At 68.4% G+C, this 20,957-nt stretch carries 23 protein-coding genes and 4 pseudogenes; 11 read left to right on the forward strand and 16 right to left on the reverse strand.

What is annotated here, in order from left to right:
- The first annotated feature begins 9 nt into the window (after window positions 1–9).
- The gene (locus tag J7I97_RS03250) at window positions 10–1,317 is read left to right on the forward strand and encodes an MFS transporter (RefSeq protein WP_214930838.1); all 1,308 of its coding nucleotides are present in this window, start codon (window positions 10–12) and stop codon (window positions 1,315–1,317) included.
- Between the two features lie 283 nt (window positions 1,318–1,600).
- Here the strand turns inward: J7I97_RS03250 and J7I97_RS03255 are convergent, their stop codons facing one another.
- From J7I97_RS03255 to J7I97_RS03265, 3 genes and pseudogenes are all read right to left on the reverse strand, one after another.
- Window positions 1,601–1,891, reverse strand: a complete 291-nt coding sequence (locus tag J7I97_RS03255; protein ID WP_214930839.1) for a hypothetical protein — start codon at window positions 1,889–1,891, stop codon at window positions 1,601–1,603.
- Entirely contained in the window at window positions 1,888–2,226 is a 339-nt protein-coding gene (locus J7I97_RS03260) for a DUF6247 family protein (protein WP_251058434.1), read from the reverse strand. Before J7I97_RS03260 ends, J7I97_RS03255 begins: the two co-directional genes overlap by 4 nt.
- A 148-nt stretch (window positions 2,227–2,374) precedes the next feature.
- Window positions 2,375–2,632: pseudogene (locus J7I97_RS03265) on the reverse strand (TetR/AcrR family transcriptional regulator); the annotation flags it as partial.
- A 140-nt stretch (window positions 2,633–2,772) separates the two neighbouring features.
- On the opposite strand from J7I97_RS03265, the gene J7I97_RS03270 reads away from it, so the two are divergent.
- On the forward strand, window positions 2,773–3,723 hold the full coding sequence (locus J7I97_RS03270) for an alpha/beta fold hydrolase (RefSeq protein ID WP_214930841.1): 951 nt from the start codon (window positions 2,773–2,775) through the stop codon (window positions 3,721–3,723).
- A 158-nt stretch (window positions 3,724–3,881) separates the two neighbouring features.
- Here the strand turns inward: J7I97_RS03270 and J7I97_RS03275 are convergent, their stop codons facing one another.
- The 5 genes from J7I97_RS03275 to J7I97_RS03295 all read right to left on the reverse strand — a co-directional run bounded on the left by J7I97_RS03275 (window position 3,882) and on the right by J7I97_RS03295 (window position 6,281).
- On the reverse strand, window positions 3,882–4,652 hold the full coding sequence (locus J7I97_RS03275) for an alpha/beta hydrolase (protein WP_308378338.1): 771 nt from the start codon (window positions 4,650–4,652) through the stop codon (window positions 3,882–3,884).
- Between the two features lie 126 nt (window positions 4,653–4,778).
- Entirely contained in the window at window positions 4,779–5,051 is a 273-nt protein-coding gene (locus tag J7I97_RS03280) for a hypothetical protein (protein WP_214930842.1), read from the reverse strand.
- A 36-nt stretch (window positions 5,052–5,087) separates the two neighbouring features.
- Window positions 5,088–5,390: a hypothetical protein gene (locus J7I97_RS03285; RefSeq protein WP_251050425.1), complete on the reverse strand. Its 303-nt coding sequence runs from the start codon at window positions 5,388–5,390 to the stop codon at window positions 5,088–5,090.
- A 91-nt stretch (window positions 5,391–5,481) separates the two neighbouring features.
- On the reverse strand, window positions 5,482–5,694 hold the full coding sequence (locus J7I97_RS03290; protein ID WP_214930843.1) for a hypothetical protein: 213 nt from the start codon (window positions 5,692–5,694) through the stop codon (window positions 5,482–5,484).
- 5 nt (window positions 5,695–5,699) lie between these two features.
- The gene (locus J7I97_RS03295) at window positions 5,700–6,281 is read right to left on the reverse strand and encodes a DUF5994 family protein (protein ID WP_214930844.1); all 582 of its coding nucleotides are present in this window, start codon (window positions 6,279–6,281) and stop codon (window positions 5,700–5,702) included.
- A 292-nt stretch (window positions 6,282–6,573) separates the two neighbouring features.
- Here J7I97_RS03295 and J7I97_RS38080 point away from each other — a divergent pair.
- Window positions 6,574–6,919: pseudogene (locus J7I97_RS38080) on the forward strand (DUF5994 family protein); the annotation flags it as partial.
- An 87-nt stretch (window positions 6,920–7,006) separates the two neighbouring features.
- Here the strand turns inward: J7I97_RS38080 and J7I97_RS03300 are convergent.
- A complete protein-coding gene (locus tag J7I97_RS03300; protein ID WP_214930845.1) occupies window positions 7,007–7,345 on the reverse strand; it encodes a MerR family transcriptional regulator in 339 nt (112 codons plus the stop codon).
- Window positions 7,346–8,185: 840 nt separating this feature from the next.
- On the opposite strand from J7I97_RS03300, the pseudogene J7I97_RS03305 reads away from it, so the two are divergent.
- A pseudogene (locus J7I97_RS03305) lies at window positions 8,186–8,374 on the forward strand (hypothetical protein); the annotation flags it as partial.
- A 128-nt stretch (window positions 8,375–8,502) separates the two neighbouring features.
- Here the strand turns inward: J7I97_RS03305 and J7I97_RS03310 are convergent.
- The 4 genes from J7I97_RS03310 to J7I97_RS03325 form a co-directional block, all read right to left on the reverse strand.
- Window positions 8,503–8,814: an SCO5918 family protein gene (locus J7I97_RS03310; RefSeq protein WP_214930846.1), complete on the reverse strand. Its 312-nt coding sequence runs from the start codon at window positions 8,812–8,814 to the stop codon at window positions 8,503–8,505.
- Window positions 8,815–8,868: 54 nt separating this feature from the next.
- A complete protein-coding gene (locus J7I97_RS03315; protein ID WP_214930847.1) occupies window positions 8,869–9,273 on the reverse strand; it encodes a CBS domain-containing protein in 405 nt (134 codons plus the stop codon).
- A 46-nt stretch (window positions 9,274–9,319) separates the two neighbouring features.
- The gene (locus tag J7I97_RS03320) at window positions 9,320–10,834 is read right to left on the reverse strand and encodes a DEAD/DEAH box helicase (RefSeq protein WP_214930848.1); all 1,515 of its coding nucleotides are present in this window, start codon (window positions 10,832–10,834) and stop codon (window positions 9,320–9,322) included.
- 311 nt (window positions 10,835–11,145) lie between these two features.
- On the reverse strand, window positions 11,146–11,349 hold the full coding sequence (locus J7I97_RS03325) for a cold-shock protein (protein ID WP_214930849.1): 204 nt from the start codon (window positions 11,347–11,349) through the stop codon (window positions 11,146–11,148).
- Window positions 11,350–11,994: 645 nt separating this feature from the next.
- Here J7I97_RS03325 and J7I97_RS03330 point away from each other — a divergent pair.
- Both J7I97_RS03330 and J7I97_RS03335 read left to right on the forward strand, forming a co-directional pair.
- Entirely contained in the window at window positions 11,995–12,444 is a 450-nt protein-coding gene (locus J7I97_RS03330) for a helix-turn-helix domain-containing protein (protein ID WP_214930850.1), read from the forward strand.
- Window positions 12,445–12,503: 59 nt separating this feature from the next.
- The gene (locus J7I97_RS03335) at window positions 12,504–13,067 is read left to right on the forward strand and encodes a PIN domain-containing protein (protein WP_214930851.1); all 564 of its coding nucleotides are present in this window, start codon (window positions 12,504–12,506) and stop codon (window positions 13,065–13,067) included.
- 639 nt (window positions 13,068–13,706) lie between these two features.
- Here the strand turns inward: J7I97_RS03335 and J7I97_RS03340 are convergent.
- From J7I97_RS03340 to J7I97_RS03350, 3 genes and pseudogenes are all read right to left on the reverse strand, one after another.
- Window positions 13,707–14,117: a hypothetical protein gene (locus J7I97_RS03340; protein ID WP_214930852.1), complete on the reverse strand. Its 411-nt coding sequence runs from the start codon at window positions 14,115–14,117 to the stop codon at window positions 13,707–13,709.
- Between the two features lie 659 nt (window positions 14,118–14,776).
- On the reverse strand, window positions 14,777–15,184 hold the full coding sequence (locus J7I97_RS03345; protein WP_214930853.1) for a hypothetical protein: 408 nt from the start codon (window positions 15,182–15,184) through the stop codon (window positions 14,777–14,779).
- A pseudogene (locus J7I97_RS03350) lies at window positions 15,181–16,983 on the reverse strand (RHS repeat domain-containing protein); the annotation flags it as partial. The pseudogene J7I97_RS03350 and the gene J7I97_RS03345, both read right to left, overlap by 4 nt.
- Before the next feature lie 45 nt (window positions 16,984–17,028).
- On the opposite strand from J7I97_RS03350, the gene J7I97_RS03355 reads away from it, so the two are divergent.
- The 5 genes from J7I97_RS03355 to J7I97_RS03375 are packed head-to-tail and all read left to right on the forward strand — an operon-like array spanning window position 17,029 to window position 20,636.
- Window positions 17,029–17,334 (forward strand): WXG100 family type VII secretion target, encoded by a 306-nt coding sequence (locus tag J7I97_RS03355; RefSeq protein ID WP_214930854.1) that lies wholly within the window; start codon window positions 17,029–17,031, stop codon window positions 17,332–17,334.
- A 57-nt stretch (window positions 17,335–17,391) separates the two neighbouring features.
- Window positions 17,392–19,041 (forward strand): RNase A-like domain-containing protein, encoded by a 1,650-nt coding sequence (locus J7I97_RS39785; protein ID WP_214930855.1) that lies wholly within the window; start codon window positions 17,392–17,394, stop codon window positions 19,039–19,041.
- Window positions 19,042–19,052: 11 nt separating this feature from the next.
- Complete coding sequence (locus J7I97_RS03365; protein ID WP_214930856.1) at window positions 19,053–19,625, forward strand: hypothetical protein; 573 nt, start codon at window positions 19,053–19,055, stop codon at window positions 19,623–19,625.
- 24 nt (window positions 19,626–19,649) lie between these two features.
- Window positions 19,650–19,949, forward strand: a complete 300-nt coding sequence (locus J7I97_RS03370; protein ID WP_214930857.1) for an RNase A-like domain-containing protein — start codon at window positions 19,650–19,652, stop codon at window positions 19,947–19,949.
- Window positions 19,950–19,961: 12 nt separating this feature from the next.
- Window positions 19,962–20,636, forward strand: a complete 675-nt coding sequence (locus J7I97_RS03375) for a contact-dependent growth inhibition system immunity protein (protein WP_214930858.1) — start codon at window positions 19,962–19,964, stop codon at window positions 20,634–20,636.
- Window positions 20,637–20,957: the final 321 nt, after the last annotated feature.

Below are 20,957 nucleotides of genomic sequence, written 5' to 3' on the forward strand. Positions count from 1 at the left end.
GGGCCGGCCGTGCCACAGGGCCAGGCCCAGGGCCAGGCCCAGGCCCAGGCCAGCGAGGCCGCGACCGGAACAGGGGACCGGTCGCGGCCCCGCGCCGTACTCCCCGCCCTATGCGCGACGCAGATCACCGGCTGGGGCGTCGTCTACTACGCCTTCCCCGTCCTCAACCCGACGATCACCGCCAGCACCGGCTGGTCGCCGATCGTGACCACCGCGGCCTTCTCACTGGCGCTCGTCGTCTCCGGCCTGGCTGGAATCCCGCTCGGCCGCCTGATCGACATCCGCGGCCCCCGGGCCGTCATGACCAGCGGCTCGGTCCTCGCAGCCATCGCGCTCATCGCGATCGCCTACGCGCCCAACCTGTATGCCTTCGCGGCGGCTTGGGCGCTGGCCGGCGTCTCCATGGCCGCCACCTTCTACCATCCCGCGTTCGCGGCCCTCACCCGCTGGTGGGGAGAGGACCGCATCCGCGCCCTCACGATCGTCACCCTCGCCGGCGGCCTCGCCTCCACGGTCTTCGCACCCCTCACCGCGGCCCTGGCCGAACACCTCTCCTGGCGCGCAACCTACGTGGTGCTCGCCGTGATCCTGGCCGCGATCACCATCCCCGCCCACGCCCTCGCACTCAAGGCCCCCTGGCCCCCGGCCCCTGCTCCCCGGCGCACGCACCACGGACTCGGAGCAAAGGCCACGGCCCGCAGCCGCCCCTTCCTCCTGCTGGCGGCAGCCCTCACCCTGTCCGGCTTCGCCATGTACTCCGTCGTCATGGGCCTCGTCCCGCTCCTGACCGAACGCGGCGCCTCAACCACCCAGGCCGCCTGGGCACTCGGCCTCGGCGGCGCGGGCCAGACCCTTGGCCGCACCCTCTACGCGGCCCTCGCCCGGCGCACCACCGTCACCACCCGCACCACAGCCCTCCTTGCCGCGGGAGGCGCCACCACCGCCGCGCTGGCCCTCGTACCCGGCCCGCTCCCGGCGCTCACCCTGATCGCGATCGTGGCCGGACTGATCCGCGGCAACCTCACCCTCCTCCAGGCCACCGCCGTCACCGACCGCTGGGGCACCACCCACTACGGCCGCCTCTCCGCCCTCCTCAGCGCCCCTGCCACCATCACCGCCGCCCTCGCCCCCTTCGCAGGAGCGGCCCTCGCCGCCCCCCTCGGCGGCTACCCAGCCCTGTTCCTCCTCCTGGCGGCGCTGTCCGGCCTGGCCGCACTACTCGCCTACGCCGCCCGCCTGCCGTCGGCCGACCCTGATGACGATGACGATGACGATGACGATGAGCGGTCCCGCGGCGGCTACCGGCACTCGCCGTAACACGGCACGGGTTGTTCGCAGTGCGAGGGCTACGGGGGCGGCCGGCGGGTTCAAATCATCGCAGCGCCTGTGCTGGACGGGTGGGAAGCGGGCCGGCACGACCGTTCCGTCGGCCGAACAGGCTTCCACAAGCTGGGTGCCTCCCCGGCCGGTGGCAGGCGACCGTACCGCTCCAGCGCGCGTACGGAGGCCGAGCACGATGCCGCGACGCGCACCGGAGCCCGACGAGGAGCACCGTCGATGCGCGGTGTATCGCGACGGGTGTGGTTTGCGGGTCGCAAGCTCACAGGTCGTCGAAGGGCGGGATGACCCGGATGATGGCGATGAGCTTCATGCGGGGTACGGGGAGTGCGTAGAACCAGCCGTCGGTCAGCAGTGGGATGCGGCGCAGACCGCCGGTGCCGCCGTGGCTGGGTCCGGCGCCGATGTCGGAGATGTCGACGCCGACCTCGGCGAGGGCTACCAGTTCACCGGAGAGCCGCTCGACTTCGTGGATGACGTGCTGGGGTAGGCCGGAGGTGACGTGCTCGGCATCGGGGTCGTACTCCCAGCGCCACTGTTCCTCGTCGCTCACGTGGCGCCCTGTCCGGGCTCGATTCCGGCTTCGGCGCATGCGGTGTCGATGATGCGGCCGATCTCAGCGGCGATGGCGCGGGCCTCGGAGAGGTCGGCGGCCTGGGTGGCGCATGCTTCGAGTTCGTGGAGGCGTGCGGCGCGCTCCGGGTGGCGTTCGACGGCGACGTAGACGGCCCATTGGCCGACGAAGCGGCGCATCGGTGCGGCGCTGACCTGCTCCCGGGCTTGCTGGAGGGCCACGGCACGCTCTGCGTCGAAGGTCGCCAGTGTCTCGGGGGCGAGGAGTGCGAGGGCGGCGCGCAAACCTTCGGGGGTGCTTCCGGGCTGCGGCATGCGGGGAGCGCCGGATGGAGGGTCCCAGGCGGTTGTCATGCGGCCTGCCTCGTCTTGTCAGAGTCGCTGCTGTCCTTCAGCGTCCCGAACACGGCGTGGAATCTCAAGCGCGGGCCAAAGGTGTGAGGGAGGAACGTCCCCCTGAATGGCGCGGTGGCACGGACGGAGCGGGGGAACGAGTGCGGGCGCCCACCCGCGCCGTGAAGTGGTCGGTCAGGTGCTGGAGCCCGTAGAAGAGCAGCTTCTCCTTGGTCTGGAAGTAGTACTGGACGAGGCGCAGTGACACTCCCGCCTCGGCCGCCACGTCGCGCATGCCGACCGCGTGCAGCCCGCGCCGTCCGGCGACCCGAATGAGTGCCTCGGCGATCTGCGTGCGCCGTACTTCGTGGTCCACGCGCTTTGGTATCCGTGGGTGTCTCCGGCCGTGGGTGGGGTGGCGGGTCGCAGGTTCGCCGTCCGGTTCGGGCCGGACATCTTCATGGTACCGCCGTATCAACATCATGGTACGGTCGTATCACGAAGAACGGATCTTCCCGGAGGTGCACCGTGCCCGACAACACGACCCGCGTACGCCGCGACGTCGGCCGCTACGTCAACGACACCTTGCGCGACCGGTACTTCGCCGCCTGCGACGCGCTCTACGCGATGGGCGCGCCCGCCCGCTCCGAGACGGACGTGGAGACGAGCTTCGGCACCACGCACGTCTATCGGTACGGCCCCGCGGACCCCGCCGCCGAGTCCCGCACACCGGTGGTACTGATCCACGGCGCCGGCTACTGCTCCGCGATGTGGTACCCCAATACCCCCGCGCTCAGCGCCGAACGCCCCGTCTATGCGCTCGACACCCCCGGTGACGCCGGCCGCAGCATCCACCGCGAGCCCATGTGGCAGCCCGAGCGCGCCGCGCAGTGGATGGACGAGGCCCTCGACGCGCTCGGCCTCGACCGGGTCCACCTCGTCGGTTCCTCGTACGGTGGCTGGTTGGTGCTCAACCAGGCCCACCGCAGGCCCGAACGGCTCGCCTCCGTCACCCTGCTCGACCCGGGCGGGCTGGAGAAGGTGGGCCTGCGCTTCTTCGCCTGGGTCTTCGTCAGTCTCTTCGCCAGCTTCGCGCCCAAGGCCCTGCGCCCGCGGCTCGCCTCGTGGCTGGAGCAGCCGGTACTCGTTGTCCCCGAACTGCGGAAGTGGGTCCAGGTGGGCGCCCGGGCCTTCCGGATCCGCCGCCCCGCGCCGCTGCCGCTTGCCGAGGACGCGCTGCGCTCCATCCGCACCCCGATCTACCTGATCATGGGCAAGCGCAGCCTGCTCGTGCACCCGCAGCGGCAGTTGGAGCGGGTACCGCGCCTGATCCCCGGCGCCCGCGCCGAGATCGTCGCCGCCACCGGCCACGGACCGCAGATCGACCACGCCGACCTGGTGAACGCCCGGATGCTGAGCTTCATGGAGGACGCCGACTCCCTCGACCCGGCCATGAACCGCGGCGCCATCGACGCGTAACACCCATACCCGCAAAGGCTCTACGCGGGCGCAAGTGATCAATCGGCACTCCGCCGGGGAGTAACGAGGGAGGGGCCCGGGCGGCACCCGATACGCTGCGTGGTCAGTCCGTCCTGGCCCGAACGGCTGCCTCAGAGTGCTTGGCCGGCCTGACCCGCTTAGCGGCCGAGGAACCTCTCGACCGCCGTCGCCAGGGCCTCCGGACTTTCGTCCGGGGCGAAGTGGCCGGCGAAGACCTCGAGCTCGGCGTTCGGATACCACTGCAGCCAGGTGGACCGCATGGTGTCGGGGCCCATCGCCGGGTCGTTCGCACCGGCCACGACAAGCACCGGCGTCGTGTTTCCCTTGACCAGCTCGTGGATGTCGGAGCCGCGCGTCCAAGATTCGAGGTACGAGCGCAGGGCCGCCGACGAGGAGCGTTCCGAGCCGCTCACTCTGGCGTCCAGCCACGCATCGTCGTGCCGGCTGCCGGTGGTGACGTCGAAGATCGTCCTGCGGTTGCCGGACTCCTCCACGGCCCCGGCGAACAGCTCCCACATCTCCCCTTCGAGCGGGAACCCGGACGCGGGCACCGGCGAGATGCCGACGATCGAGCGGATCCGCGAGGGGGCGTCCAGCAACATCTGCTGGGCCGCCTTGCCGCCCATGGAGTGACCGATGACCGAAAAGGTGTCCCAGCCGAGGTCGTCGGCCACGGCGAGGGCGTCCGCCGCGATCTCCTCCATCGTGTACGTGCCGGGGGTGTCCATTGCCTCGCCATACCCACGGCAGTCCACGAACGCGTAACTGAACGTGTCCCCGTCCAGGTGCTGCCGCAGATGGCCGAAACTCGACCTGTCACTGAGCCAGTGGTGAAGTGCGAGGACCCGTTCGGGCCCGCTGCCCTGCACCTCGTACGGAATTACGTGTCCTGCTACTTGACCTGTCACAGCGTTGGGCCTTCCCCTCCTGGCCGGGCCCGGAATCCCGTCGACTTGAGGCTCGCCCCAACGGCGTACAGGGAAACCAGGCCAGATCAGCTCGCCGAGCTCCAAGTCGTACGGATCGACCCCGATTCAGCCGCGCTTCTCCTCCTCGGCCTCCATGAGCCGGATGCCCTGGTGGGTCAGTATGACCATGGCCGGGATGTTGCCCGGTTCCCAGTCGACGGTGATCAGGCCCTCGCCCGCCAGGTACGTGCAGGCGGCGGCGAGGTCCTGTTCCGGGATGTCGAGGTCCTGGGCGAGCCGGGTTCCGGTCATTCCTAGGAGGCGGTTGCCTTCGATCGCTTCGTACAGGGCCCCGAGGATCTGCTCGCGGTAGCTCTTTCGTTCGCGGAGGGTCGCCATGACCACTCCTCTCATAAGGGGTGGGGCCCGTGGCCGTCAGATCTCGTCGGCGTGGGTGCTGGTGCGGCTGCCGGCGGGCGGTGTGCTGCTGGCCAGCCAGGAACGGGCGGGTCCGGCAGCGGTTTCGGTGTCGACGGTGAGGTGGAGCCGGGTGCCGCCGTGCCGAGCCGGGTAACTGCGCTGTTCGGAGCTGGCGAAGCAGCGGCGCAGGACCTCGGCGACCGCGCGGGCGGCCTCGGGGGAGGCCGCGACGATGCGGACTTCTGCATGCCCGGCCGCCGGCAGGGTGCGGGCGTCGGTGCCGGCGCCGGTGTCGGTGTAGGTCTCGATCAGTTTCAAGAGGGTGTGGTCCTTTCGGCTGGACGCGGTGCTTTGGCGGGTGGGGCGCCTGTGCGCCCACCCGCTGCCCCGGGTCGGAGGAAGGTGCGGGTCATCGGGCGGCGCGCGTACGGTCGGCCGGCCCGCCATCTCCCGGCGCCGGCCCGAGGTGCGTGCGGCGGCTCCGCCTGCCGACACCCGGCAGCGCGTCGCTGAAGTGGCAGGCGGCGAGGCGTACGTCGTGCTGGGCGTTGCGGAGGTGGATCAGGCGGATGCCGACGCCGGTCGCCAGGAGGACGGTCGCAATGAGGACGAGGCTGTCCATGCCGCTCACCTCCAGGTGTCGCCGGGCACGGGGAAGGGCATCACCGGCCGCCCGCTCGGCCGCCCGTAGAGAGACATGCACGCGCCACCCTCGTCCTCCCAGTTGTCCTCCGGGCTCCGGTTGTCCCGCATGCCGCGTCCGATGGCGGTTTCGTTGGCCATCAGGACTCCGGCCTTGAGGACGCTCCCGGGGATCGCGGCGGCAGCCATCAGCCGGGCGGCCGCGGCGGGCTCGGTCTCGGGCGGGATCACCAGGAGGTCCCAGCGGCCCATGGTGAAGGAGAGCAGGATCAGCTTGTCGGGGTCCTGCTCGGTGAACCATCCGACGTGCAGGGTGTGGCCGGCGGCGGGCACCGTGTGGGGGATGACGGGCCAGCGGGTGGGGTTCACGGTGACGCGGGTGATGCGGCCCCAGGGTTCGTCGAGGGCTGCTGCCAGCGGCGCGAGCTCGGCGGTGAGGTCGCGGGAGTAGGGCCACCAGGCGCCGTCCAGCTGGCCCGAGAGCGTGGTCTTCGGAGTGAGCGACAGACGCGCCGGAAGTTCTGGGGCGAGGTCGCGCGGTGTGGTGAGGTCGCGGAGCGTAGTCATGGCGCGAAACCTGCCCCCGGGCTGCCCGTCGGCAGCCCGGTGTTCGGCGATCGCCGGGAACGGCACCTGCGTGGAGCTGGCGTTCGAATTGCCCCCGGTTCTTTGACCCTACTCCTGCAAGAGGGCCCCGAACCGTTTCGTGACCAGGCAATTTCCGGGCATACGGCCACCGCGGGCCGGCGGCAGCCGCGAGCAGCGACGCCGCGCAGGTGCGGGGCGCACCGTGAAGGCACGGGCACGGCGTCGTGCCGGGCGACGGCCGCACCCGTACTTCCGAGAGGGGCGGACCACGATGGCTGACTCCGACACTCCCCGCCCCGCACCGCTGCTTCTTCCGGACGCGATCCACCAGGCGGTGAAACCGGGTACGGCCGTGCTCCGGATGGAGACCACCCAGTCCCGGACGGGGATTCTCGACGGAGCGTGGTGGCCGCGGTCCAAGGACATCGCGGCCGAGCTGCCCGTCCTGATCAAGGTCCTGACCGAGTACCTCGGCCCCATCACCCGTGTCGGCCTCGACGCAGATGCCTGGACCGGGACTCCCGACCCGCCTGGTCATCGACGACCGCGTCGTACACATCGACTCCGGCCCGGTCGGCGACGAGACCGTCCTCCTCACCCGTGGCCACAACGATCACACAACCCAGCTGTGGGAAACGATTCTGCGTCCCAGCCCGGACCTGATCACGGGCGCGGGCCCGCCGATCCCGACGGGAACACTCACCTCAGGCCGAGGCCGACGGAGGAGATGATTCGGCGGCGCGGCGGTACTCGGCGTTGATGCGCTGGGCTTCTTCAAGCTGGTCTTCGAGGATGACGATGCGGCAGGCGGCCTCGATGGGGGTGCCCTGGTCGACGAGTTCCCGGGCGCGTGCTGCGATGCGCAGTTGGTAGCGGGAGTAGCGGCGGTGTCCGCCGGCGGAGCGAAGCGGGGTGATCAGGCGGGCTTCTCCGATGGCTCGGAGGAAGCCCTGGGTGGTGCCGAGCATCTCGGCGGCCCGGCCCATCGTGTAAGCGGGGTAGTCGTCGTCATCGAGACGGCCGAACGAGTCGTCTGCTGTCATTGCACCTCTCTCATGGAACGCATGGAGGGGCCCTGGTGCCGTACGGCACCAGGGCCCCGAAGGAACTACTACACCATCTGTCGGCCCTGGTACTGCGCCGACCTTGTGTTTCCGCCGACCCGACCGAGATGCTGCCGGGAGTGCGGGGATCGCGGTTGCTTGACCGGAGACCACCTCACTATCGATGTCCTGCGGTACCCGGGCTCAGACTTCGACCCGGGCGATCCTGATGGCGCCTGGATCCTCCGTTCTTCCCTCGTTGATCAACTACTTGCCAAGCGGGGGACTGCGTACTGCTGGTACTGCGTACTGCTGGTACTGCTCTACTGCGTACTGCTGGTGGTGCGTACTGCTGTGGCCTGTGACAGCGCCACTCTTCGGCAGCCAGCCCCGTTGCCCATCCTGCGTCTGCTCTGGCTTAGAACCCCACTGCCGAACTTCCCGGTGCGCGCGCCCGCAGCCGACGCCTTCACCGAGGTAACGCTCACTGACTTCACTGCTGGTTACTGCGAACTGCACTTACGGGTACTGCCATTGCGTTAACTGCGGTACTGCTTGCGGCGGCCCCTGATGACTGCGGGCCACCCGGTCCGGTCGTCAGTCCCGTCGCCGTCCTGCAATAACCCTGGCTTCGGAACTCCACCACCGCACCGTCCTGCGAATTGCAACTACATGTACTGCTGCCCGGCAGTTCGTCTCTGCCAGGCCCCGCTGTCTCTCTGGGCTACGAGAGAAACCATAACCACGCCACCGCCCAATGTCTACTCCGGCCGAGAGAGGTTTTTGTGTGTCCTGGGCAGAGCTGGATGCCCACGGTGGTACCAGGATGTGCAGAGCAGCCTGCACTGCTGGTCAGGCGCTCGGGGATGGCGGCAGCCGAACGCGGCAGACGCGCGCGATGCCGCGCGAGCCTTCCTCGGCCGTCTGGGGCAACCGGCGATGGCCACAGAAGCCGCGGACACCGTGGTCCTGGCCGTGTCCGAGCTCGCCACACATGCCCTGCGCCACGGCGGGGGCACCTGCACCTTGTAACTGACGGCCCCTCGCCCGAGCGTCCGCGGGCCCATCGGGACGCGGGAGGGCCCGACCGGCGCGCGCCGGTCGGGCCCTCCTCGCTGTTCGGGTGTCGGCTCGCGCCGGGCCCGTCGGTCAGACGGTCAGACGGTCACCGGGATGCCGAGCATCGCGGAAGCCTGCTGGAGCGGGCTGAGGACGCGCGTGGGCGCGGCGGCCCTGGGAAGGCCGCGGCAGGTGAAGCCGAGCTGGGTCATGGCCCGGAGGACTTCGCCGACGCTGAAGTCGCGTCGGTCCTGGCGGGTGATGACCTGGCCGACCTGCTTGACGGGGTAGGTACGGCGGCCGATGATCACGGACTCGCCGATGACCTGCTCGGGCTTGATGCCCTTCATCGATTCCAGGACGCCGCTCTTGGTGAGGTCGAACGGGAAGCGGGCGATGACACAGCGCATGATGCCTCACAGGGAGAAGAACGAAGGGGGATGGTTCTGCCGCGGTGAGGCGGTTCAGCGGGCAAGGGCGAGGACGCCCAAAGGGCTGCCTTGTTCGTCGACGACAGGCAGGGCATCGAGCCGGCGGTAGCGCATCGCGTGCTCGGCGTCGGCCGTGGTGGTCACGGGCGAGGTGAACGGTCCTCGGCCGTCGAGGATGTCGCGCAGCTGGACCCGGTCCGTGTACGCGGAGCTGTCACGGGTTGCGGTGAGCTGGGCCTGGGTGACCAGCCCGGTGCACAGGCCGTCCTCGTCGCAGACGAGCAGATGACCCGTGCGGGCACTGGCCATGACCGACAAGGCGACTTCGACCGTCATGTCGTCACATACCTGCGGGCCGGCCGCCTCCATGGCGTCGACCACCATCCGGTGCACAGGGTTGGCATTCGCCGAGCGGGGCTGCATCTGGACCAGCGTCAAAACGTGCCTCCTGCAGAGATGGGTCAGTTTCCTGATCACGTGGTTCTCAGGCAGCCGCATCGAAGGCGGACTGCCGCACGCCCACGCGCCGGGCAGCCGAAAGGGGCCTGCGCCGACCGCGGGAGGCTCCGCTGCGCTGGGGCCGCTCGGATACCGGCGCGGTGATGGTGACCGGAATCCCGGAGGGGGACTGGGCGCCGGTGATGCGGTTCAGGGCCTCTTCGCCCGAGCGGACCTGGGTGGTCTGCGGGGTGATCCCGGCGGCGGCCATCAGACGGGTCATGTCGCGGCGCTGGTTCGGGGTGACCAGGGTGACGACGCTGCCGGACTCGCCGGCGCGGGCGGTACGTCCGCCGCGGTGGAGGTAGTCCTTGTGGTCGGTCGGCGGGTCGATGTTCACGACGAGGTCGAGGTTGTCGACGTGGATGCCGCGCGCCGCCACGTTGGTCGCGACCAGCACGGTGACGTGGCCGGTCTTGAACTGGGCGAGGGTTCGGGTGCGCTGGGGCTGAGACTTGCCTCCGTGCAGCGCGGCGGCCCGTACTCCGCTGCTCAGCAGGTGCTCGGTCAGGCGGTCGACGGCGTGCTTGGTGTCCAGGAACATCATCACCCGGCCTTCGCGCGCCGCGATCTCCGTCGTCATCCGCTGCTTGTCGGCGCCGTGGACGTGCAATACGTGGTGCTCCATCGTCGTCACCGCACCGGCCGAGGGGTCCACCGAGTGCACGACCGGGTCGGTCAGGTAGCGGCGGACCAGGAGGTCGACATTGCGGTCCAGGGTGGCGGAGAACAGCATCCGCTGGCCTTCGGGGCGCACCTGGTCCAGGAGGGCGGTGACCTGGGGCATGAAGCCCATGTCGGCCATCTGGTCGGCTTCGTCGAGGACGGTGATCGCGACCTGGTTGAGGCGGCAGTCACCACGGTCGATGAGGTCCTTCAACCGGCCCGGCGTGGCCACGACGACCTCCGCGCCGCCGCGCAGCGCGCCGGCCTGCTTGCCGATCGACATGCCGCCGACGACCGTGGTCAGACGCAGCTTCACGGAGCGGGCGTACGGGGTGAGGGCGTCGGTCACCTGCTGGGCCAGCTCGCGGGTGGGGACGAGGATGAGAGCGAGCGGCTGGCGGGGCTCGGCGCGCTGCCCGGCGGTGCGGGCCAGCAGCGCCAGGCCGAACGCCAGGGTCTTGCCGGAGCCGGTGCGGCCGCGGCCGAGGACGTCACGGCCCGCGAGGGTGTTGGGCAGGGTGGCGCCCTGGATCGGGAAGGGCACGGTCACGCCCTGCGCGCCGAGGGCGGCCAGCAGCTCCCCGGGCATGTCGAGATCGGCGAAGGCCAGGGCGGCGGGCAGCGCGGGAGTGATCGTCTTCGGCAGGGCGAACTCGCCCTGGACCGCGGCGGGCCGGCGGCCGTAGCCACCCGAGCGGCTCGGACTTCCGGAACGACTCGGGGTGGACGAGCCGAAGCGGCTGCCCCGAGGCGAACCAGCGCCCGTGCCGAAAGCGGGGCCGCCGGTGCGGCTGCGGGTGCGAGAGGAGCGCTCGTTCGTACGTGTGGGGTTCATTCAGAACCTTCCTTGATAGGGCACGCATCAAGGAACTCCCGCAGCGGAAGAGCAGCGCAGGGAATCACAAGAACGGGCCGAATAGAATGCGAAAGCGAATCTGGCCTACAGGGAATGTGTACGGGCTCAGGCGCTGAAATGGGCGACGTCAGACGGATGTGAAATCCAGGACGTCGATCGAAGGGTGCGGCTCCGAGGAGGTCGCAACCCTGAATACTCCGCCCCGCAGGCGAAAACACTGCGGGAAATGCGTGCAGCTGGGGCCCGCACCCCGAGGGATGCGGGCCCCAACTACAAGATGCGCGTCAGCGTCAGGCGGGAACGATGTTCTCGGCCGTCGGGCCCTTCTGGCCCTGCGCGATGTCGAAGGTGACCTTCTGGCCTTCGAGCAGCTCGCGGAAGCCCTGGGCGGCGATGTTCGAGAAGTGGGCGAACACGTCAGCGCCGCCACCGTCCTGCTCGATGAAGCCGAAGCCCTTTGCCGCGTTGAACCACTTCACGGTGCCAGTAGCCATGTCATATCTCCTTTGGGGCAGTACACCGGAATTCGCACTATGCGGATACCGTGTCGCCGCGATGATGCCCCGCCCGGAAAATGACCAGGAAATATAAAGTGCTTCCATGTGGCACGGAGGCCGACTGGAGGCGCTTGAAGTTTTTTGGGTACCAAAACTGCAACCGAGACCGACAGTAGCACGCTGCAGTGGCTTGTGTACGTTAAATATTGCCACGCTGTGCGTTGTGGGAAAAACTCTCCCTTCGGGGTCCATTAAACTCTCAGACCGCGCGCACAGATATTGATTCACCTCGAGTGCAGCGTCTTGAACAAGAGTGTCCGCCAGCTGCGGCGTGTGCAGCCCGTCAGAACGTGAGCCTGCGGGCGGACCCCGGAGTGCCTTGTTGGCCGCTGTTTACCGGCCCTACTGGCACGTTGTGGCACGGCCTCCCGTATGGCGTCAGCCGAGGTGCCGGCCGGGAGGGTGGTCGCGTTGAGCGGCGTGCCGGCGTGCATCGGCAAGTCCACCGCGCGGTCCTGTGCGGGGCAAGGCGGCCTCGCCGACGGTTTCGGGGCATGTCTTCTTCGTGGTTGCCCACCCGGGGCTGTCGGTTACAGTTATTGCAGATGTTTGCTTGGCTGGGCCGGTGAATGGGAGACGGACATGGCTCGAACGAGCGTTCTTGCCCGTGCTGAAAAGGTCGAACCGAATCCCACGCATCAGAACGTGCTCGCCGCGACTGCCCGGATGGTGCCGGAGCAGGTTGAGGTGTTGGTGCGCACCGCGGATGGCGGCGAGCTGGCGCTGCCAGCGGAACTGGTCCGGATTCTTCTCGCCTCGGCGGGCGAGCTGGCCCGTGGGCATGCGGTCACGGTCCTGGCGTCCGAGGTGCAGCTGTCGCCTACTGAGACGGCTGAGCTTCTGGGCTTGTCTCGGCCGTTCGTTGCACGCCTGCTTGATGCCGGTGACATCCCCTCGACGAACCTGCCCGGCAGCAGTCACCGCGTGGTGCGTCTCGCGGATGTGCTGGCTTTCCAGCAGCGGCGCCAGCGCCGTAGGGAAGGGCGGCGTCAGATCGCCGATGCGCTGGACGATGCCGGATTGCCCTGCTGATCCCGGTGTTGCTGGAAGCGTGACAGGCAGGAAGGGTAAACGTGGCGGCGCGGGTCTTCGTGGACACCAACGTCCTGTTTCCGTTCTCCGTGATGGACGTGATGCTGGCCCTCACGGAGGACTCCATCCACGAGATCGTGTGGTCCGAACGACTCCTGGCGGAGTGGGAACGGGTCATCGTCCGGGAGGGCAGACGTTCTACGGACTCGGCTGCCGCGGTTACTCGCGCCATCCGGCGGTTCTTCTCCGACTGTGAGATCCCGGCAGCCACCTACGCGCACCTTGTGGACGAGATGCCAGGCGACGACCCCGACGACCGGCACCACGCGGCGGCAGCGGTGGCCGCTGGCGCCGGTGCGCTCATCACGTGGAACCTCGGCGACTTCCCTGCCGACGACTTGGCGAAGCGCGGGGTGCACGTGATCGACCCGGACGCGTATCTGTGCGGACTGTACGGCGAGTTGCCGAGCGAGGTCGTGCAGACAGTGGTCAGGCTGGCCGCAGAGAAGCGGAATCCACCGGTCACGATTGCCGATGCCATTGCCCGACGGGGCGGGTGTGCCACGCTTCGCCGACCTCCTGGCCGGGCATCTCGGCTACTCCTCGGGGTGAGGTGCCGTTAAGCGTCGGGTCCGAGGTGGTGCGCAAGTGGTGCGCGCCTCACGCGGAGGTCTAGACAAAAACAAGCCCCAGGTCGCTGACCTGGGGCTTTGCCGTGGAGCGGATGACGGGAATCGAACCCGCGCTATAAGCTTGGGAATCACCCGGTACTTGGGCCTGCATATGGCCTCTGACCTGCGAAGATATGCATCTGGATGCTGCTTGCGGGGCCCCGCAGCGCACCACTGTTGACCGCTGATTACTGCTCTGACTGGCACGTAGCGGCACGGCAGCCGTGGTGGAGTCTCTGCTGCGCGTCCGCTCCTGCTCACGGATGCATGTCTGCAAGCTGTCATGCTGCGTCCCTCGCCTGTTGGCCGTCCGGCTGGGGGATACGGCCGATCAGGTACCCCCGCACCTGACGCACCTGCCGGTCCGAGCCGCCTGGACGGTGACACACCTCGGGCATACCGGCGGCCGACGTTCCCGTTTGGCATCCGTCCATCCGCCTGCCTTCGCGCCGCTTCCAGGCGTGCCGAAGGCCCGCACCAGCGGGGTGCGGGCCTTCGGCACGGTCAGTCGGCTGTGGGATGCCATCTGTGCGTCTGGGGCGCCCACAGCCACACCACCTCAGCCCCTGGCAGCCGACACTCTTCCCCGGCTCAGCGCCAGGTGTTGGTGTCCACGATCTCGCCGGTTTCCAGGTCGATGCGGCCGTGGAAATCGCCCGCATTGCGCGTAACCATGATCACGAGTGGCCGGCCATCCTGCGGGAAGGCGTCGTAGAAGCCGTGCATGTCGCTCGGTTCGTACACCAAGTCGTTCGGCGGGTGTAGCCGGAACCGCTCCGAGCCGTCGGCCCGGTAGACCACCGCGTTGTCCGACGGGGTGAATGGTGCGCTGTTGATGGCTTCCACCACAAGCACCAGCGTCTGGTCGTACTCCCGCCACGCGAGGACGATCCGTGGTGGCAGTTCGTACTGCTTCTCGACGGTCCCGGCAGGGCCGCTCCACCGGACCGTGGTGTCGCCCCGCGTCCAGGCGACCACGACGCCGGGATCTTCTTCTGTCACTTGGGAATCTCCGTAGGTGGGCCGACTGGGATCAGCCGGGCTCGGTCGGTCTTCTCCATCTATTTGAGTCCCCCCGCCGGGTAGATGGCCCAGCTCCGGGTCCATCTCGGGCCCGATGATGCTCTCCTGGACGAGGATCGGGTCACCGTCCGAGATGCGGTAGCGCTGCAGGAGCGAGAGTCCGGCTTCCAGTCGGTGCGGACGGCCATCTGATCTCGAACGAACTGCTGATTGGGCACGTCGCCGTAGGTACCGAATCCGCCGGGAGTGATCTGACCGCGTGAGATCACCATGTTGAACTCCTTTCCCGGCTTGGCGAAGCGCGCGAGGATCGGCGCACCTTCCAGGTGCGGGGGTTCACGCTAGGCCGGGGGCAGGGCCTTCTGCTTGTGGGGCCTCGCAGGTGCACCTCTGTTGACCGCTGTTTACTGCTCTGACTGGCACGTAGTGGCACGGCAGCCGTGGTGGACCTTCTGCTGCGCTACGGCCGCTCCCGAACCTGACACATCTGCCGGTGAGAGCTGCCTGGATTGTGACACCTCGGGTGTGGGCTTTCGGCACGGTCGGTCGGCTGTGGGACGCCATTTGCGTCTGGCGCGCCGTAGACGCCCCACAGCCACACCACTTCAGGCCTTGCCAGCCGAGACTCTTCCTCCGGCTCAGCGCCAGATGTTGGTGTCCACGATCTCGCCGGTCTCCAGGTCGATGCGGCCGTGGAAATCGCCCGCGCGCGTGGCCATGATCATGAGAGGCCGGCCATCTTGCGGGAAGGCGTCGTAGAAACCCTCCACACTGTTCGGGTTCCACACCAGGTCGTTCGGCGGGTGCAGCCGGAACCGCTCCGATCCGTCGGCCCAGTAGACCACCGCGTTGTCCGTCGGGGAGGAGGGTGTGGTGTCCAGCGCTTCCACCACCAGCACCATCGTCTTGTCGTACTCCCGCCATGCCATGACGCCCTGTGGCGGAAGCTCGTACGACTTCTCGACGGTCCCGGCGGGGCCGCTCCACCGGACCGTGGTGTCACCCTGGGTCCAGGTGATCACGACGTCGGGATCTTCTTCTGTCACTTGGGAATCTCCGTGGGTGGGCCGACTGGAATCAGCCGGGCTCGGTCCGATCGTTCCATGATCTCTATTTGACTCGCGCCGCCGGGTAGATGGCCCAGCTTCGGGTCCATCTGGGGTCCGATGATGCTTTCCTGGACGAGGATGGGGTCGCCCTCCGAGATGCGGTATCGCTGCAGGAGCGAGACGTCCGGCTTCCAGTCGGTGCGGACGGCCATCTGATCTCGAACGAACTGCTGGTTGGGTACGTCGCCGAAGGTACCGAATCCGCCCGGTCCTCTCTGGCCGGGGGAGATCACCATGTTGAACTCCTCTCCCGGCTGGGCGAAGCGCGCGAGGATCGGTGAACCCTCCAGGTGCGGGATGGTTTCACGCTCGGCCCGGGGCAGGGCCTTCTGCTCCTCGCCCTTCTTCGGGCAGGGGCTGAGGCCCAGTGGGTCCGCCCACACGAGCGGGTTGGTGACGTAGGCGACCGGGTTCGGGGCCGGTGCGAGGCCCAGTGGGTCGGCCGTCAGGTAGCGGGCCGTCTCCGGGTCGTAGGTGCGGAAGTAGTTGTGGTGGAGGCCGGTTTCCGGGTCGTGGTACTGGCCCGGGAAGCGCAGCGGGGTGTAGGCGGAGGCGTCCCGGTTCCAGCTCGTCGTGCCCCATACCGTCGAGCGGGTGCGCCAGGCGACCTCTCCCTGCTCGTCGATCAGCTCGGTCGGCGTGCCGACCAGGTCGGTGACGATGGCGAAGAACCGGCTGTCGATCTCCTCCTGCGACGCCTGCGCCCCCAGCGAGACCTGGCGTATGGACTCCACCTGCGTGAGCGGGTGGAGGCCGGAGTGTGTCCAGCTGAGCGTGACCTCGTGCGGGTTGCCCGCCGAGCGCGTCGTCTGTTCGACGAGGGTCGGGCCGTTCCACGTGAAGACGGTCTCCTCCACGACCTCGTCCGGCTTCGCCGATGTGTCATGTGAGGCGTCGCTCGACGCGAGCCGTTGCTTCGCGGCACGGCGGCCCATTGCGTCGTAGCGGTAGCGCCAACGCGTCCCGTCCGGGGTGGTCACCTCCGTGAGCCGGTCGTCCGCGTCCCACGTGTAGTGCCAGGTATCCGGCTTGCGGGAGAGCCGGGTCTTCTGTCGCAGGATGACGCGGCCCTGCGCATCGTGCTCGTAGCGGACACGGCCCGCGCGTGTGATCCGCGTCCCGGTGTACGCGCGTTCGCCGGTGGCCTCCGAGCCCAGCTGCTCAGGCCAGGCGGCGGAGGTCTGGTTGCCCGCCTCGTCGTAGGCGTACCGCTCCGACCAGGAGGCGGCGTCCACGGCGGTGACCCGGGAGGCCGCGTCCAGGGTGAAGGTCCGCGGCCCCGTCGCGTCGTCTTCGATCGCCAGCAGATTGCCATCGGCACGGTAGCTGTAGCCGCGGCGCAGCAGGGTCCGCTGGTCCGAGCCGGTGATGTGCCGGGTGGTGAGGCGGCCCACCGCGTCGAAGGTCTGGTGCAGCGCCGCGCTGTCGCCGATGCGCCGCGTCAGTTCACGGCCGGCCGCGTCCCGCTCGAAGGTCAGCGTCCGGCCCGAGGCGGTGAGCTCGGTGCAGTGGCCGCCCTCGTCGTACGTCCAGCGGGTCTTCGCCCCGGTGGGGGTGGTCATGCCCACCGGCCGGCTCAGCTCGTCGTACGCGTAGCGGACCGTACGGCCGTCCACCTGCTCCTCGACCAGTCGGCTGTGCCGGTCGCGGATGCGGACCAGCCTGGTGCCGTCGGAGGAGACCGCCGCCGCGGGCAGGTCGAAGACGTCGAACTCGAACGTCGCCGACCTGTGAGCAGGTAACACCGGCTCGACCAGCCATCAAGGACACGAGGGGGAACCGTGCCGTCTGGTGACGACGGGATATCAGTCGACTTCGCGACGCAACAGAAGCTCGCGGGCGACCTTGAGGCCATCCTCAAGACACTCAACGAGCAGCTGGACGTGCTCTACGAACGGGCCGAGAAGGTCGTGTTGACCTGGGACGGCGAAGCCAGGCAGTCGTTCATCGACCAACTCGACCGATGGGACCGGTCGGCGCAGGACCTGGTCGCGACCCAGGCCTGGCTCCACGACATCGTCGTCAACGGGCACCACAGCTACGCGAACGCCCACAAGGCCGTGCTGCACGGATGGGGAGCGGCCTGATGGCAGGGACTGCTCCGCCCCCGCCAAACCAGAACGGGCGGCTTCGACGTCCAGCCAGTGCACGTCTACCACGCCTCGGAACTGGTGAAGGATGCGCAGTTCGCCCACGCCGACCGGGCATTCGTGCTGGTCGACGCGCTGAACAAGTACAACCAGTCCGCCGGCAGAGGCTGGGGCGCCCACAACTTCGCGGTTGCCTACGTGATCGTGACGGAGAAGTTCCTGGAGGCCTGGGGCAGGAGCGTGGTCAGCGTCGGCGGCGCCGCCGTGGGCCTGACCATCACCGCCAACCACTATGTGCTGGCCGACTGGGAGGCGAGCGGTCGCAAGGGTACGCAGCCGAGGAACGCCCCGGAGCCCGTCGTCATCAACAAGCCGCCTCGGTACGGCCCCGTCAACAGCATCAAGTGGTCGGGCACCGGAGAGGACGCCGACTCCTGGTGGATCTCCGGGATCCTCGGCGAGTTCCCCGACTGGCTCGCCCTCATCGTCGGGCCCTCGTTCCAGCATCTTCTGCGCCTCGGGAAGGCACACGAGATCACTCCTGGCTTCAAGCAGGAGGATGGCCGGGACATGGCAAAGTCCTGGCACCTCATCGCGGGCGAAACCACGAAGGCCTCCGACGAGTTCACCGATGCCATCTCCACCATCACCGACACGCGCGGCAATAGTGAATGGCAGCGCGCGATGCGCGCGTTCGGACAGAGCGTCTGGGGCTCGACCGAGTGGGGCAAGGCCCGCGACGAGAACCGCAACAGGGCGGAGACCGGACGTAGTTGGCGGACCAATCGGGATCTGCCGCCCACGGGCCGGCGTCCCATCGTCGACGTGCTGAAGAAGACGGCGGACACGCTTCAGGAGACCCTCGACCACCTGGCCCAGGTCATGAACACCACCAGGGCGACGACCGAGCGCTGCGGCAAAGAGGCCGCCAGGGCCACGGCCAAGGACTTCACAACCGACCTGGACCTGAAGGGCATCACCAAGCTCGGGGTCGGCGCCTTCGTCGGCCAAGTCATGATGTCGTTCCGGTCCCATATGGACCAAGCGACCGTGGACGCAGCCGTCGACCATTACCACGGCGAGTTCGACGCAGCGGCCGACAAGCTGATCAAGCTCGTACCGGAATTGGAAGAGGCGATCCTCAGCGCCCCGACGTACCAGTCCGAGATCGCGCGCGCCCAAGGCTTCGGTGCGCGGTCGCTCAACGAGTTCAAGCAGGAACACAGCTGGCAACGCGGCGGCGAGAGCCCCATCCCGTTCATGTACTCATTCGACCTGGCGACGAACGAGGACCTCGGGGGCGGGCATACCCTGGAGAAGCACGTCGGCAAGACCGATGAGCAGCTGCTGCAAAGGCACCGGGACCAGTCCAAGCCGTCCGGGAAGCTCGAGCTCATGTCGGCGTCGAGCTTCGCCGACTTCGAGTCCGCCCAGAAATACACTCAGTACAACATCCGCCACAACACCGCGGAAATCCAGGAGTGGCTGAAGAATCCTCCCCCGGCCAAACGTGCACTGTCCATCGTCGTGCCATCGATACCGTTGGAAGGCCCGCTCACCGGAGACGCAGTGACCGGACGGACCTCTCGGGGTGTGAACAACGTGCCGATGCCCGTTGAGGATGCCAAAGGTGTGAGAACGCGCCTTCAGTACGACCCGAACCTGAATCCGCCTTTCGTCGTCCACACATCGTCACCTGAGTAGTGGAGTGAATGATGACTGAACTCACCGCGGAGGCGTGGGCGGACGCACTCGAGCTCTACCAATACAGCTATACCTCCGTATCCGTTGTCCGCCGCGAGCACGAGGAGTGGTGGCTCGACGCCGCCGCGATCATGCGCGGTCAGACCTCCGACCCACGCGGATGGCGATCGCTCGATCCGGACGAGGACGAGGACGAACGACGGGACGATCCGCTGTTCCCCTTCGCCGAGGCCCCGACCACACCCGAAGACGTGGTCCGCTTCCGGCAGCGAGTGACCGAGCTTCCCCGGAGCTCGGTCCAGTCGCTGGTCGTCCTGCTCGGTATTCCCGGCCTGGAGGTGGCCAAGGCGGCGGATTTCGACCGTGATCGGCCCGAAATGGAACGCCGAGCGCGTCTGATCCTCTCGCGCTTCCTCCCCGGCACGCGCTTCTACTCCAATGTGGGGTGGAAGGCCGAGAACCCGGACTTCTACGAGCAGCCTGTCCGCCTAACGGATCCGTTCAGCCGCTACGGCTGGGATGCCGGTCTGATTGCCGTCAACGACGCCGAAGTCGCGATGATCTGGCACTTCGACCCCACCTGATCAGATCCACCGAACTGGGAATCCATGCTGACGCGAACCGCCACCTACCCCGACCGGGAAACCGCCCAATGGGCCACCCAGGAGGTCATCACCCGCAACGAGCAGACCATCCACCGCTGGCTCGCCAAGGGCACCCGCCTCCGGATCACCCTCGAAGCGGCCTGGCCCTCCCGTCCCGATCCGGTCGGCCGCGTCCTGCTCCAGGCCATGGCCTTCGCCGGGCGTGAGCCGGTGGACGTACGGGCGGCACGGGTCGTGCTCCGGCGCGAGCCCGGCGCGCCCCACGGTTTCGTCGTGCACACCACCGTCCCGATCTACCTGTAGAGGCCGTCCCCGATGTCCATGAAGCCCATCGACTTCGACCGCCGCTATGGCGAGCTGGACCAAGTGGTCAGCGCGTACCTCGGTCAGCCCGCAGACGACGAGCAAGACCGGCCGAGCCGTGCTCTCAGGGCCTACCTGCGGCACACCTGGCACACCCGCCCCTGGGCCCTGTCCGTCGCGGAGCAGCAACTGCGCGCTTACGCCAACAATCCGCCCGGTCGGCTGCGTCAGCGGCTCGGCGAGTTCTACCCGGTCCCGGACATCGGCCTATCCGACTCCGAGATCCAGGCATGGCTCGTCCAGCTCGCCGACCACATCAAGCAGAGCATCGACAGTGGCGAGGTCCCTCGCCCATCGGAGCTGCCCGAGACCCGTTGGGAATGGCATGCGCGTTTCCCCGAACTCGGACAGTTCCTCGGCGGCTGGTTCTCGCAGGACATGCCGGACGAGTTCACCGACCACGAGGCGGCCGTCCGCGACTACGCCGACTCGACAGACCGCACTCTCGTGGCCCGCGTCGTCGGCGAGATCCGCGAGCTGCTCGCACTCGGACTGGACGAGGCCGACCACGCACTCGCCGTGGCAGAACTGGGAATGGAGCGCGAACCGCCGGGAGACCACTCGGCGGGCAGCTGGCTCAGTGCCGTTGCCGATGAGCTGAGCGGCTTCCGGCCCAAGTACGCGTAGCCGGCTACTGCCGGTGTCAGGGTGCGGCTGCGCACTCCACCCAGAGCAGCTTGCCCGCGTGCCCCCGTCGAGGCGGTACGAGCCGTACCTGTCCGCGCACAGACGTACGAGGATCAGCCCGCGCCCGTCCTCGGCTTCGGGCGCGGGCGGTGCGGGGTCGCCTGCGAAGGGGGCCGGGATGTACGGGTTGGTGTCCTAGATGATCAATTCCAAGGGGTGCCTGCGGTGACGAGAGCGAGGGTGTTCAAGATCGTTGTGTGACGAACAACCTGAACACCCTCGCGACCGCACTCTACGTGACAACGGATGACCTGCTGAAGG

The organism is Streptomyces sp. ISL-87, from assembly GCF_018614095.1.
GTDB lineage: Bacteria > Actinomycetota > Actinomycetes > Streptomycetales > Streptomycetaceae > Streptomyces.

Bases quoted from the DNA above. Each gene is read 5' to 3' on its own strand.
- J7I97_RS03260 (WP_251058434.1), bottom strand. From the start codon at position 2,226: ATGCCGCAGCCCGGAAGCACCCCCGAAGGTTTGCGCGCCGCCCTCGCA.
- J7I97_RS03280 (WP_214930842.1), bottom strand. From the start codon at position 5,051: ATGGCGACCCTCCGCGAACGAAAGAGCTACCGCGAGCAGATCCTCGGG.
- J7I97_RS03290 (WP_214930843.1), bottom strand. From the start codon at position 5,694: ATGGACAGCCTCGTCCTCATTGCGACCGTCCTCCTGGCGACCGGCGTC.
- J7I97_RS03295 (WP_214930844.1), bottom strand. From the start codon at position 6,281: ATGACTACGCTCCGCGACCTCACCACACCGCGCGACCTCGCCCCAGAA.
- J7I97_RS03300 (WP_214930845.1), bottom strand. From the start codon at position 7,345: ATGACAGCAGACGACTCGTTCGGCCGTCTCGATGACGACGACTACCCC.
- J7I97_RS03310 (WP_214930846.1), bottom strand. From the start codon at position 8,814: ATGCGCTGTGTCATCGCCCGCTTCCCGTTCGACCTCACCAAGAGCGGC.
- J7I97_RS03320 (WP_214930848.1), bottom strand. From the start codon at position 10,834: ATGAACCCCACACGTACGAACGAGCGCTCCTCTCGCACCCGCAGCCGC.
- J7I97_RS03325 (WP_214930849.1), bottom strand. From the start codon at position 11,349: ATGGCTACTGGCACCGTGAAGTGGTTCAACGCGGCAAAGGGCTTCGGC.
- J7I97_RS03330 (WP_214930850.1), top strand. From the start codon at position 11,995: ATGGCTCGAACGAGCGTTCTTGCCCGTGCTGAAAAGGTCGAACCGAAT.
- J7I97_RS03365 (WP_214930856.1), top strand. From the start codon at position 19,053: ATGACTGAACTCACCGCGGAGGCGTGGGCGGACGCACTCGAGCTCTAC.
- J7I97_RS03370 (WP_214930857.1), top strand. From the start codon at position 19,650: ATGCTGACGCGAACCGCCACCTACCCCGACCGGGAAACCGCCCAATGG.
- J7I97_RS03375 (WP_214930858.1), top strand. From the start codon at position 19,962: ATGTCCATGAAGCCCATCGACTTCGACCGCCGCTATGGCGAGCTGGAC.